This is a genomic window from Dyella japonica A8, assembly GCF_000725385.1.
Lineage (GTDB): Bacteria > Pseudomonadota > Gammaproteobacteria > Xanthomonadales > Rhodanobacteraceae > Dyella > Dyella japonica_C.
Genome location: NZ_CP008884.1, coordinates 1337920 through 1350444, shown reverse-complemented (window position 1 = coordinate 1350444; position 12525 = coordinate 1337920). Strand labels below are relative to the sequence as shown.

Genomic DNA, 12525 nt, shown 5'->3' with positions numbered 1-12525 from the left:
CGGATGGTGCGGTGGGGCCTCGCGGCGCTGGCCCTGATGGCCGGCGTCGCGGCAGCGGCGCCCTCGCCGTCCACGGCCCAGCTCGACCATATCGTCGACACGACGGCAGCGCGCTATCACCTGGCCGGTGTCGCCGTGGGCGTGATCGATCACGGCGAGGTGATCTATACACGCACGCTGGGCGAGCGCGTGGCGGGTTCCGGCGAACCGATCACGCCGGACACCCTGTTCAAGATCGCCTCCCACAGCAAGGCGATGACGGCGACCTTGCTCGCGCGACTGGTGGAGCAAGGCAGGCTGCGCTGGGATACCCCGGTGCGCAGCATCCTGGCCGATTTCCGCATGGCCGACCCCTGGGTCACCGAACACATGCAGGTCGGCGACCTGCTCACCCACCGCAGCGGCCTGCGCGAAGGCGCCGGCGACCTGATGCTGTGGCCGGAACCGAATGCGTTCACGCGCAAGGACATCCTGCATGCGCTGGCCTATCTCAAGCCGGCCTACAGCTTCCGTGCCGGCTACGCCTACGACAACCTGCTCTACGTGGTGGCGGGCGACGTAGCGGCCGCAGCAGGCCATGACAGTTACGACGCACTGCTGCGCCGCGAGGTATTCGATCCTCTTGGGCTCACGCGCTGCCAGATCGGTACCTGGCAGCGCGACCGCGTGGGCAACGTCGCCCAACCGCATGCGTGGAAGGACGGGCGCAACGTCGTGATCCGTGCGGACGAGGCAACGATTCCCGACATCACCTCTGCCGCTGCGGGCGGCGTGCGCTGCAGCCTCACCGACATGCTCACTTGGGCGCGAAACTGGCTGGCACCTACGCCGGAGCAGCTCCGGTGGCTGTCGCCGGACCAGCGCCAGATCCTGTGGACGCCTTACACCCCGATGCCCATCTCCGCGCGACGCCGCGCCTGGGACGGCACCCGCCTCTACGCCTACGGCTATGGCTGGCGCATCGCCGATGTCGATGGCCAGCTCACCGTGTCGCACACAGGCACGCTGTCGGGCATGTATTCGGCGATGACGCTGCTGCCGGACCGCAAGGCCGGCTTCGTCGTGCTGATCAACAGCGAGGCGGAAGATGCCCGCACCGTACTGGTGGAAGCGCTGACCAAACAGTTCACTTCGCCGGACGATCCTCGCGATGTCGACGGCTACGCCGACGAGCTGGCCCACGCCACAAAGGGTTCGCACGAAGCAACGATTACGCCGTCATCGCAGGCCGCCACGGCGGATGAACTACGCAAACACCTGGGCCGCTGGCGCGACCCCTGGTTCGGCGCCATCACCGTGTGCCCACAGGGCGGCACCGTGCGCTTCGCAGCGGCGAAGTCGCCACGCCTCACGGGCACGGTGATGCGTGCGGGCCAGCGTTACCTGGTGCATTGGGACCATGACGACGCCGACGCATGGCTGGCGTTCCCGCAAAGTGCCGACGGCATACTGCACATGAACAAGGTCGATCCGGCGGCCGATTTCAGCTATGACTTCGAGGATCTGGCCTTCCAGCGGGAGCATGCCTGTGATTGAGCACCGACGACTTCCACTGGCATGCGCGTTGATCGCGCTGGCCAACCTGGTCCACGCCGACGGCACCCCGCACCTGTCGCCCGCGACCACGCCGGCACAGGCAGGACTGGTCGATATTCGCAGGCTCGCCCCGGATATCGCCGAGGACATCAAATACGCCGGCAGCGACAACTTCGTCGGCACGCCGGTGGATGGCTATCTCGCGCCCAAGTGCCTGCTGCTCCAACCGGCGGCCGACGCCCTGGCCAGGGTGGAGCGCGACCTGCGCGCACAACACCAACGCCTTGAGCTGTTCGACTGTTATCGCCCGGCGCGCGCGGTGCAGCATTTCGTGCGCTGGGCTGGCGACCTCGCGGACCAGCGCACCAAGGCCACGCACTACCCCACGCTGGACAAGAGCAAGCTGCTGGGTGACTACATCGCACCGGTCTCAGGCCACAGTCGCGGCGCCACGGTGGATCTCACCCTGATGCAATGCGACGCCGCGGATACGCACTGCGCGCCGCTCGATATGGGCACGGATTTCGACTATTTCGGCACGCTCGCCAACACCGACTCGCCGGATGCCACCGCCACTCAGCACGCCAACCGCGAGCGGCTCAAGCACGCCATGGAACGCGAAGGCTTCCGCAACTATGCGATGGAATGGTGGCATTACACGCTCAGCCCCGAACCCACGCCCGACCTCATCTACGACGTGCCCGTGCAGTGAGTCCGGATCGCCGGAGCGGCAGCTTATGCGCAAGGTCGCATTGGTGATCGCCACAGCCCCGACTCAGGCCGCGCGTCGCCACTGCCCGCCGCCCGGCAGTTCGCCAAGGTCCCGTTGATCCATCAACACGCGCGTGGCATGCCTGCCCTGCGCGGCCTCGCATTCGGCGAGCTGGGTGGCGAAATCCAATGCATCAGCCAGGGCGTAGCGACGGCCGATCGGGGCATGGCCGCGCAGTACGGCCCAGCCACCACCGTGCTGGCGCACGACGAGATATTCGATAGCGTGGGTAAGCATGTGAGAACTCCGGCCTGCGGGTTATTCCCACAGACGTGATCCGAGGTTCCTACAAGCTATTTCCTGCTATCGGGCGAAAATATGGGATCTCTCTGAAAGCCACGAGGAAGCCGACCGCTGGCCGGCTCCCCCGTCTTGCGCTAGGCAGCGCCGCGCCGCTCAGTTGCTCGCGACGCCGGCCGGCTGCATGACCACGCAGGCATCGCCCGCGCATTCGATCTGCACGTCGCCTGTCGCGGCGCACTGCGAGCGGAACATCGCCCGTTGCCCATCCACCATCACCACGTGGATGGCGCGATCGCACTGATGGGCGGCCGCCACGTTCTGCGCGGCGTTGAACATCGACTTGCTGATGCGGCCATCGAGGCTGGCCAGGCCGTCCGTTCCCGCCGACGATGGCGCGGCATGGCTACCCGACGGCGCGGTGTCGTTGCTGATGGGAGTGGAGGTGGCGGCGACATAAGACGAAGGCACCATCACGCTGACCTTGTCCGGATAGTGATGCGACGCGCCGTCAGAGAAATCGACCACGATGCCGATCAGGCCGCCAAAGACGATGTTGCCCCACACCAGGCCACGAATGCTCGAGTCGTAAGACTGCTGGCCAATCTGCTTGCCGTCTTTCTGGCAGCTCACGTTGAGGTCGTGGGACGAACGATGCACCGTCGCGGTGCCCGGCGTCATCACGCGCACCTGTCCCTCGCCATTGCTCAACGTGCAGTCGGCACGAATGCTCTGGTCGGCAGCGCGCGTTTCCACCTGGATGTTCTGGTAACGGCCACCGACGATGGACGCGCACGCGGACACGCTCAAGGCACACGCGATCACCGCGCCCTTCTTCCATACCTGCTTCATGTCATTCCCCTGACCGGGAATGCCCTGACCGGTTCACCCAAGGCCTGCACCCTATCCGCAGGGCCGGTTCGGTTGGGTCACGACTTCGCATCGCATCGTCTCGATGGGCGTCCTGCCTACGACGGGACGACGCGAAGCCGTGGCCCAACCGAACCGGTGTCGTCCTTGGCAAACGGATCAGTGCATCCCTTGGGGTCCCACGCCTTCGCCGGGCACTCCCCCTTGGATGCCCCGTAGCGCGGGATACAAACAGGAGGCGTGGTATGCATCGTGCCCACCTGGCGCGAACGCGTCGTGGGTCAACAGCCGATGCAAAGGCAGTCAGCCCCCTGTGACTGCGCCCGTGCATTCTCATCGAAGAAGCTCGCGAAAAACGAGAGGCCGGATATCTGCCTTATGGCCGATGCCATACGGCCTATGGCCGATACCCGGGTGGTGCGAAGGCAAGCACCTGTGAGGTGTAACTCTCGACCACGAGGCTGAAAGGCCGGTTGGACTGGTCGAACAACAACGCGCGATGCTGCAGCACGTGGTGCGGCATGACCAGCGTCGCGCCACGGGATGCCGGCAGCGATGCCTCGTTCTCCCGGCCCTGCGGCAAGGGCGACCACAGCAACTCCGCCGACAGGGTCTGGCGACGGAAATGCAGCGCCTGCACCACCTTGCCGAACGGCGTGTCGGTGGTATCGAGTTCGTGGTTCATCGCCTCGGTCAGGCGCGATGGCACATACCAGTTGTCGGCCTCGGACAATACGTGCCCACCACAAGCGAGCTGCACGCGCCGATAGCGCACGGGTTCGTCGGTGCCGATCTGCAGCTGGTCGCGCGCATCGGCCGGCAACGGTTTGTCTTCGCCCTGCACGCGCTCGGCAACCACCTTCGCCTCCGGCGCCAGATGATGCGCACCGCACCAGCGTTCCAGCGTGAGCGTGGCGCTGGGATGGCTGAGTAGCTCAGCGTTTAGCGATTGCAGCAACGCCAGCGCTTCGAGTCGCGAGGTGGCGTCGTCATGCCATAGCGGCAACGCGTCGGGTTCGCGCGCATGCACCGGCGTGAGCAGCAAGGTGCTGCCAAGACCCAGCCACATGGCTCCCCGCCGGACGCCGCGCATGTTCAGAGCCCCTTGGCTGCCTGGGCCACGGCGCGGAACAACGCGCGGCCCTTGTTCATGGTTTCTTCCCACTCCGACGACGGATCGGAGTCGTACACGATGCCCGCGCCAGCCTGCACGTGCAGGCGTCCATCCTGGATCACGGCGGTACGGATGGCGATGGCCGTGTCCGCATCGCCCCACCAGCCGATCCAGCCGATGGCGCCGGCGTAGATGTTGCGCTTGTAGGGTTCCAGTTCCTGGATGATCTCCAGCGCGCGGATCTTGGGCGCGCCGCTGAGCGTGCCGGCCGGGAAGGTAGCCTTGAGCACGTCCATGTAGCCGACGTCCGGGCGCACGTCGCCCTGCACCTGCGAAACGATGTGCATGACGTGCGAGTAGCGTTCGACCACGAAGGACTCGCTGACTTCCACACTGCCCGTCTCGCTGATGCGGCCGATGTCGTTGCGGCCCAGGTCGATCAGCATCACGTGCTCGGCGCGCTCCTTGGGGTCGGCGAGCAGTTCGGCTTCCAGCGCCAGGTCTTCCTGTTCGTTGGCGCCGCGCTTGCGCGTACCGGCCAGCGGGCGCACCACGACCTTGCCGTCCTTGAGGCGCGCGAGGATTTCCGGCGAAGAGCCGACGATCTGCGTCTGGCCCAGGTCCACGAAGTACATGTACGGCGACGGGTTCAGCGCACGCAGGGCGCGGTATACGTCCACCGGGCGCGCATTGAAGCCCACGCTCAGGCGCTGCGACGGCACCACCTGGAAGATGTCGCCCGCGCGGATGTATTCCTTCGCGCGCTCCACCATCGCCTCGAACTCCTCCTTGGTGAAGGAGGACTTGAAGTCGCTCTCGTCGAGCGCCGTGCTCTGGTTGAGCTGCGGGTACGACACGCCGCTCTGGCGCAGGCGATAGACCAGGGCATCGAGCCGGCGCTGCGCCTCGGCGTAGGCATGCGGCTGCGAGGGATCCGCGTGCACGATCAAGTACAAGCGCCCCTTGAGGTTGTCGAACACGGCCACTTCCTCGGCCAGCATCAGCAGCACGTCGGGCGTGCCCAGCTCGTCAGGTCGATCCCACTGCGCCAGGCGCGGCTCGATATAGCCGATGGTCTCGAAGCCGAAGTAGCCGACCAGGCCGCCGGTGAAAGCCGGGAGCTGCGGCAGGCGCGGCACGTCGTACTGCTTGCGCAGCGCCTCGATCTCGGCCAGCGGGTCTGCCACGTGGCGGCGCTCGGTCACTTCGCCGGCGTCTTCCACTTCCAGCTCATGGCCGCGCAGGCGGTACACGCGTTTCGCCGGCAGGCCGATGATGGAATAACGCCCCCAGGTGGCGCCGCCCTCGACCGATTCGAACAGGAAGGTGTAGGGGCCGTCGGCCAGCTTCAGGTAGACCGACAGTGGCGTATCGAGGTCGGAAAACACCTCGCGCACCAGCGGGATACGGGTATGACCCTGCGCTGCCAGCGCGTCGAAATCGTCTCGGGAAATCACGTAGGGGATCCGGATGGCCAAGCTTGAACGACCATTGTAGGCGCAGGACGAGGCCGAACCGAAGCCTGTACCCGCTTGTCCGGTCACGCTGGCACGCCTAACCTTGGGGCCCTGGTGCACACGAAGGCACCCGCAGGGGGAATCGATGGGTATGGACCACCGTTGCCTGGTACTTTCCGGCCGCCTGCTCGACGGGCAGGATCCGACGGCCGTGCATGCGCGCATGGCCGCCGCCTTCGGCATGGAAATGGCGGGGTTTCGCGAGCGTGTGTTCTCGCGGGCGCCCCTGATCATCCGCCGCGGCCTCGATGCCGACACCGCCCAGGCACAGGTCGCGCAGTTGCGTGGCATGGGCGTGGAGGCTGACGCCTGGCCGGATGGCGACCGCCTGGTCTGGCTGCGCCGCGACAACCAGGTACGCGGCCCACTGCCCGAGGAAGCGCTGGGCTGCTATGCCGAAGCGGGCGATCAGTGGTGCCACGACGGCGGCCAGACCTGGTTCAACTGGGAGCCGGCACCGGCCGGTCCGGAACCGCCGCCGCTGCCGATGCAGGCGAGCGCCTCCGTGCACCCTGTTCCGGAGGCTGGCGAAAGCGCGGATGACGCCGCGGCCGCACTATCCGAAACGCCGCCAGCGGAACCGGTCCTGCCACCGCCCCTGCCGGCGGCTGCCGCCGCCAGGCCGGTGAAGAAATCGCTCTCCCTGGCAGCGGTGTTTGCCGCGGTGCTCGGGGTGGCTGCGCTGCATTGGCATGTCCTGTCGCCCTTCGCCCTGCTGGTGGCGCTGTGCGCCCTGGTCTACCTGTTTCCGCGACCGACGCTGCGGGGACGCGCCATCGCCGTGGCCGCCGTGGCGGTGAGCGCGCTCGCACTGGTGCTGTGGATGCAACGCCCCGCCACCACGCCAGTGGTGCAGCAACCCTACGTGCCACGGCCATTGAAGCCGTTGCAGGCCGGTGGCCCCGGGGCTGCCGCCACGGCCCAGTGCATGGCGCAGACCGCCACGCCGAAGAACGACGAGGACCGCTTCCTGCTCACCGGCGAGCGGCTCCTCACCGGCCGCGCCCAGCGCAAGGGCGATACCTACGTGGCCGAAGCAGCCGTTGCCGTCGACCAGCAATGCCAGCCCAGCGCGCTGCAGCTCTATGTGTTCCGCAACGGCGTGTTCATCGGCACCGTACTCGACAAGGCCGCCGGCATGGCCAGTAACAGGCTCACGAATTTCGACCTGGTGGACGACCAGCACCTGCGCGTCACGCTGGCCCAATGCACCGACCAGCCAGCCAGCTGCGCGGCAACCAGCGTGCGGCAGTTTGCGGTGATGCCGGGGGGCGGTGGCTGGACGCTGGGGGAGATGAAGTAAAACCTGGCATCAGCCACCTGTGGGAGCGCACCCTGTGCGCGACTCAATCTTGCGAGGCAGTGCCGAGATCGAGTCGCGCACAGGGTGCGCTCCCACCAAAGACGAAAACCGCGCGAAGCATTACAGCCGCTGTCGCGGCATGCCATGCAGCTGCAGGGTGAATGCCACGCCGTCCTCAAGGTTGCGAGCCATCGCCACGCCGCCGTGACGCTCGGCGACCAGACGCACCACGTAAAGCCCCAGGCCAAGATGCGGTGCATCACCCGGCGTGGCCTTGTCGCGCAGGCTCACCAGCGAATCAAACAGGCGGCCCTGCATCGCTGCCGGCAACGGCGGCCCCTGGTTCGCCAGTTCGATCTCCGCGCCGAAGCTGGTGGCGCGCAACGCCAGGCGCAGCCAGCCACCGTCGGGCGTGAACGACAGCGCGTTGTCGAACAGCTTGTCCAGCGCCTGCGCGATGAGTTCGGGCGCGCAGTGCATGGTCAGCGGCTCGTCGGGCAACACGGTTTCCAGGCGCCTGGTGCCGGCCAGCGGGCGGTAGGCTTCGCCGCAGCCGCGTACCACTTCGACCAGGTCGACGTCTTCGGGTTCGGCGGCGGCAATCGCACGCTCCATGCGGCTGGCTTCGCTCATGGCTCGCACCAGCGCACCCAGCCGCGCCACGCCGTCGCGGGCACGCTGCATATAGGGCTGCGCATCGGGCGGCATGGCGTTGCCGGCCTGCAGGGCGTGCTCCAGGTTGTCCAGCGACGACTTCACGATCGCCAGCGGCGTGTTCAGTTCGTGGGAAAGCTTGGACGCCAGCGTGCGCAGGTAGTCGGTGTAACCGCCCACCACCTCGAACAGGCGCTCGAAGCTGCGCGCGAGGTCGCCGATCTCGTCCTCCGCGGCGGTCATGGGGAATGGGCCGTCCAGACGTCCATCGTTCAATTGCGCGCGCTCGGCGGCATCACGCAGGCGCCCGAGGCGAATACTCAGGCGCGTGGCGAAGATCAGCAGGATCGCGCCCGCCACCAGCAGCACGCCGAAACTCGTCAGCAGCAGGCCCAGCAGGGCGCGGTTGGCCAGCAGCGGCACGGCGCGGCTGGCCTGCTCCAGCAGCAGCACGCCGCGTACCTGGCCATCCCGCTCGATAGGCACGGCCGCGGCCAGCACCACGCTGCCGCGCGCTTCACCTTGTCGCCACAGCGTGGCTGGCCGGCCGTCGCTGGCCTCGCGCACCTGGGCGCCATCGAGCCGTGGCACGTCCTGCGTCCACAGCTCGGCGTCGTCGACCCGGTTGGCAAACAGCGAGCGATAAACCAACGCAGCGAACCAGCCCGGCTGCTCGCCCGGGGTGGTTGCCGGCGTGTTGAGGCGTCCCGTCTGTGCCAGCAACCAGCCTTGCGGTGCCAGTACGCGCGCCTGCACGCCATCGAGCGCCAGCAGGCCCAGTTCCTTCGACAGCGGCGTGGAGTAGGTCACCAGCGGGCGGCTCTTCACCGCCTCGGGATCGCCGCCGGTCGCCGGATCGAATACCGCCAGCCCCAGCGCGTCGACGTTGTTGCGCGGCACCCGCAGTTCCACGCGATAGCCACTGCCGTCTTCCTGCCATTGCGCGGTGAGGCGTGCCGGCAAGCCCTCCACCGGCGGATCGAGCGGAAGGGCCGTGACCAGGCCGGGTGCGGAACTGGCGATCAGGAAGCGGCGCGACTGGCCACCCTTGCCCAGGCTGAGCACCAGGTGGTCGGCACGCAGGGCAGTGGCGTCGTCGGCATCGGCGCGCGTGCGCAGCGCGCCGCGCACATCGGCGTACAGGTAGAGCCACTCCGCGTCCTGCGCGAGCAGCAGCTTGCCGCGGTTGTCCAGCGGCTGGCTCCACGGTGTCAGTGGCGCCCAGTCGTCGCCATAGCCATCGACGGTGATGGGGTTGGCGGCCGACTGCACGTACCACACCGGCCCGGCCGGGGGCAGCGGTGCGTCGGTGACCACCAGGCTGCGTGCCATCGCACGCGCCGACGCGGTGAGCGCCTGTGCCTGGCCTTCGCGCAGCAGGGTTTCCATCTGGCGCACGTACAGCCAGCCGGTCGCCGGCAGGGCCAGCGTGCAGAGGGCGACGAGCAGGAGCTTGTGGCGAAGGGACATGGACAGAACGATAGTAGGCGGGACGGTAAAAGTCGTCGGAGGAAATGAGTGCGCTTCTTGTGCCCCCTCTCCGCCGCACTTCCCTCGCCGTCACCCCTGCGAAAACAGGAGGCGTCTTTCAACAGCCGAATGGCTGGTCATCCAATGCCTTTATGGCGCAAAACAAGGGCGGAAGGCGCTGGATCCCTGCTTTCGCAGGGATGACGATGAGAGGCTAGGCCGCTGACGGCGAGAACATGCAAACGTGCAGGCAAGCGCACTTCTAATGGCCCGCCTTCTCTAACGGCCCGCCTTGGTTCCGGCGCCATGCGTTTCATCCGAATACTTAAGATATTTCGACTGATCGACCACCCGCTGGAACAACGCTATGAGTTCCGCTTTGCGGGGATCGTCATGGGCCAACGTCATCGACCAACTGAGACGGACGCCGGTTGCGAGGCCTGGATCGCAGAAAACGACCAGATCGTCCTTGTGGTCAGCGCCTTCATAGTGCACGCCGCGACACGTCATCGACTTGTTGTCGATGGCAATCGCACCCACTTTCGCAGCCGGATCTCGGCCAAGATAGTGGTGCCGATCATCCTGCAACTCAGCCTCGAGCGAGGAGAGTTTGGACGGCCATACGTTTAGCACCATCACCCGCTCCGGGTCCCCCGTCCACTCACCCTGATACAGGACAAGATTGACGCCGATGGCCTTGGCGTACATGCAGCAATCGCGGGTCCAGCCATCGGGAAGATCCGTCGTGATGGCCCAGCCGGGAACATCCCGATCCGCTTTGCCGTAGGCCATCACGCCCCGACCGCTATCGTCGCCGACGGCATGGGCCGCCACCGACAGCAGCCCAAGCAAGAACAGCGTCAGCAAGCGCTTCATCACGGCTTCCATCGATAACCCACGCCGTGCACCGTCTCGATGGCGTCGAACTCCGGCGCCACGGCGATGAATTTCTTGCGGATGCGCTTGATGTGCGAGGTGATGGTGGCGTCGTCCACCACCAGCTCCGCCTCGCGCATCAGCTGGTCGCGGTTCTTCACGTGGCCGGGGAAGCGCACCAGCGTGTGCACCATCCAGAATTCGGTGACGGTGAGCGGGATCTCTTCGTGGTTCCAGGTGATGCGCATGCGCTCGGACTCGAGCTTGAGCGGCCCATGCTCGATCACCGTCTCGCTGCTGGCCGGCACCTTCAGCGATTCGATGCGCCGGAACAGCGCCGCGATGCGCGCGGCCAGCTGGTGCAGGCTGGTGTCCTTGCTGAGGTAATCGTCGGCACCCAGGCGCAGGCCGGAGATCACGTCGAAATCCGAGTCGCGCGCGGTGAGGAAGATGATCGGCAGTGTGGCCGACTTGGCGCGCAGTTCGCGGCACAGGTCGAAGCCGCCCTCGGGCTCGTCGCCCAGGCCGATGTCGATGATGACCAGTTCGGGCAGGCGCATCGCGAATGCGCTGGAGGCTTCCTGCCGCGAGCCGTAGCCGCGCGTCTCGTAGCCGAAGCGGGTCAGCGCTTCGACGTAGTTCGCGCGGATCAGCGGCTCGTCTTCGACGATGGCGATACTGCGGCCCATGGTTCACTCCGAAGTGGGGTCGGCGCGCAGCGTGAAGCCTGCGGCGGGGCCGCGCAAGCCATGGCCGCCCACTGCCCGCGTTTCGCCATGTTGGATCGGCGTGGCGCCACAGCCGGGCGGACGTCGTTCGCAGAAAGAGGCCTCCGCCCGGGGACGGGCCGATCTTGCCCGCGTTTTGCCATATTCGGGGCCCGCCCCATGCCCCTGCCGGCCGCCCAATGGGCCCGTCTTTCGAGGAACCTAAGTCATGCGTCCCACCGGCCAGCCCCCTGTCGATCCCAATGCCGAGCTGCGCGGCTTCGAACCATTGCGCGTGGTGCTGGCCCTGGGCGGCCTGCTGCTGGGGCTGGTCATGAGCCTGCACTGAGGCCGCGTTCATGAACGTCGATACCGACCTGAACGATCTGCCCCTCCCCTCTACCGTGGAAGCCTTGGAAGCGGCTGGTGCGCACGGAAGCGCGCCGGCCGCCGGGGCTGACCGTCCGGCTGCCTGCTGGCGGCCCGCATAAACCTACCGTTCCGATCCTCTAGGCACGTTCCTTCCCCGCCGGCAGGCGGGGATTTTTTTGCGCGTTAACAAAGCGCTATCGCAAGGTGACGACGCAAGGACGGGAACCAAGCCGTAAATTTACGGTCCCAGTTCCTGACGGTCGATGGTTCTTGCCGTGGATCAGCGGCCGTCGTGTGGTCTCCTCACACGTCGTTCCGACGAAACTTTTCCCGGCGCGGATGCGCCGGGATTTTCTTATCCAGACCTGCCGATCAGCCGCGCACCGCGGCCAGTTCCTTGTGCATGGCCTCGATCACGGTCTGATAGTCCGGCGCATTGAAGATGGCCGAGCCGGCCACGAAGGTGTCGGCGCCCGCGGCCGAGATCTCGCCGATGTTCGCAGCCGTCACGCCGCCGTCGATCTCCAGGCGGATCGGGCGGCCGCTCTCATCGATGCGGCGACGCACCTCGCGCAGCTTGTCCAGCGCCGAGGGGATGAACTTCTGCCCGCCGAAACCCGGGTTCACCGACATCAGCAGGATCAGGTCGAGCTTGTCCATCACGTAGTCGAGCCACGAGAGCGGCGTGGCCGGGTTGAACACCAGGCCCACCTGGCAGCCCGAGTCCTTGATCAGGCCGATGGTGCGGTCCACGTGCTCGCTGGCTTCCGGATGGAAGCTGATCACCGTGGCGCCGGCCTTGGCGAAGTCCGGCACGATGCGATCCACCGGCTTCACCATCAGATGCACGTCGATCGGTGCGGTGATGCCGTAGTCGCGCAGCGCCTTGAGCACCATCGGGCCCATGGTGAGGTTGGGCACGTAGTGGTTGTCCATCACGTCGAAGTGCACCCAGTCCGCGCCGGCGGCGAGCGCCTTGGCCGTGTCCTCGCCAAGCCTGGCGAAATCGGCGGAGAGGATGGACGGGGCGATGACGTTGCTCTGCTTGCTCATGCTTTGGATTCCTGTAGGAGCGCATCGTGTGCGCGACCTGG

The 12525-nt window shown here is 66.8% G+C and carries 11 protein-coding genes; 3 read left to right on the top strand and 8 right to left on the bottom strand.

Going from position 1 to position 12525, the window contains the following annotated elements:
* The first annotated feature begins 3 nt into the window (after positions 1 to 3).
* Positions 4 to 1536 carry a serine hydrolase gene (locus HY57_RS05520; protein ID WP_019465841.1) on the top strand — a complete coding sequence of 511 codons (1533 nt, stop codon included), beginning with the start codon at positions 4 to 6 and terminating at the stop codon, positions 1534 to 1536.
* Positions 1523 to 2248, top strand: coding sequence for a M15 family metallopeptidase (locus tag HY57_RS05515; protein ID WP_085931560.1), 726 nt, complete (start codon positions 1523 to 1525; stop codon positions 2246 to 2248). Before HY57_RS05520 ends, HY57_RS05515 begins: the two co-directional genes overlap by 14 nt.
* A gap of 63 nt (positions 2249 to 2311) precedes the next feature.
* Here the strand turns inward: HY57_RS05515 and HY57_RS05510 are convergent, their stop codons facing one another.
* The 4 genes from HY57_RS05510 to trpE all read right to left on the bottom strand — a co-directional run bounded on the left by HY57_RS05510 (position 2312) and on the right by trpE (position 5989).
* The gene (locus HY57_RS05510; protein WP_019465839.1) at positions 2312 to 2545 is read right to left on the bottom strand and encodes a hypothetical protein; all 234 of its coding nucleotides are present in this window, start codon (positions 2543 to 2545) and stop codon (positions 2312 to 2314) included.
* A gap of 159 nt (positions 2546 to 2704) precedes the next feature.
* On the bottom strand, positions 2705 to 3400 hold the full coding sequence (locus HY57_RS20765) for a hypothetical protein (RefSeq protein WP_019465838.1): 696 nt from the start codon (positions 3398 to 3400) through the stop codon (positions 2705 to 2707).
* Positions 3401 to 3815: 415 nt separating this feature from the next.
* Positions 3816 to 4487, bottom strand: a complete 672-nt coding sequence (locus HY57_RS05500; protein ID WP_019465837.1) for a hypothetical protein — start codon at positions 4485 to 4487, stop codon at positions 3816 to 3818.
* A gap of 26 nt (positions 4488 to 4513) precedes the next feature.
* On the bottom strand, positions 4514 to 5989 hold the full coding sequence (gene trpE, locus HY57_RS05495; protein WP_019465836.1) for an anthranilate synthase component I: 1476 nt from the start codon (positions 5987 to 5989) through the stop codon (positions 4514 to 4516).
* Between the two features lie 151 nt (positions 5990 to 6140).
* Here trpE and HY57_RS05490 point away from each other — a divergent pair, with 151 nt between their 5' ends.
* Positions 6141 to 7352, top strand: coding sequence for a hypothetical protein (locus HY57_RS05490; RefSeq protein WP_019465835.1), 1212 nt, complete (start codon positions 6141 to 6143; stop codon positions 7350 to 7352).
* A gap of 120 nt (positions 7353 to 7472) precedes the next feature.
* Here the strand turns inward: HY57_RS05490 and HY57_RS05485 are convergent, their stop codons facing one another.
* The 4 genes from HY57_RS05485 to rpe all read right to left on the bottom strand — a co-directional run bounded on the left by HY57_RS05485 (position 7473) and on the right by rpe (position 12484).
* On the bottom strand, positions 7473 to 9476 hold the full coding sequence (locus HY57_RS05485) for an ATP-binding protein (protein WP_019465834.1): 2004 nt from the start codon (positions 9474 to 9476) through the stop codon (positions 7473 to 7475).
* 279 nt (positions 9477 to 9755) lie between these two features.
* A complete protein-coding gene (locus HY57_RS05480; RefSeq protein WP_019465833.1) occupies positions 9756 to 10352 on the bottom strand; it encodes a hypothetical protein in 597 nt (198 codons plus the stop codon).
* A complete protein-coding gene (gene pdsR, locus HY57_RS05475; protein WP_019465832.1) occupies positions 10352 to 11041 on the bottom strand; it encodes a proteobacterial dedicated sortase system response regulator in 690 nt (229 codons plus the stop codon). Before pdsR ends, HY57_RS05480 begins: the two co-directional genes overlap by 1 nt.
* Positions 11042 to 11803: 762 nt before the next feature.
* Positions 11804 to 12484 (bottom strand): ribulose-phosphate 3-epimerase, encoded by a 681-nt coding sequence (gene rpe / locus HY57_RS05470; protein ID WP_019465830.1) that lies wholly within the window; start codon positions 12482 to 12484, stop codon positions 11804 to 11806.
* Positions 12485 to 12525 lie beyond the last annotated feature (41 nt).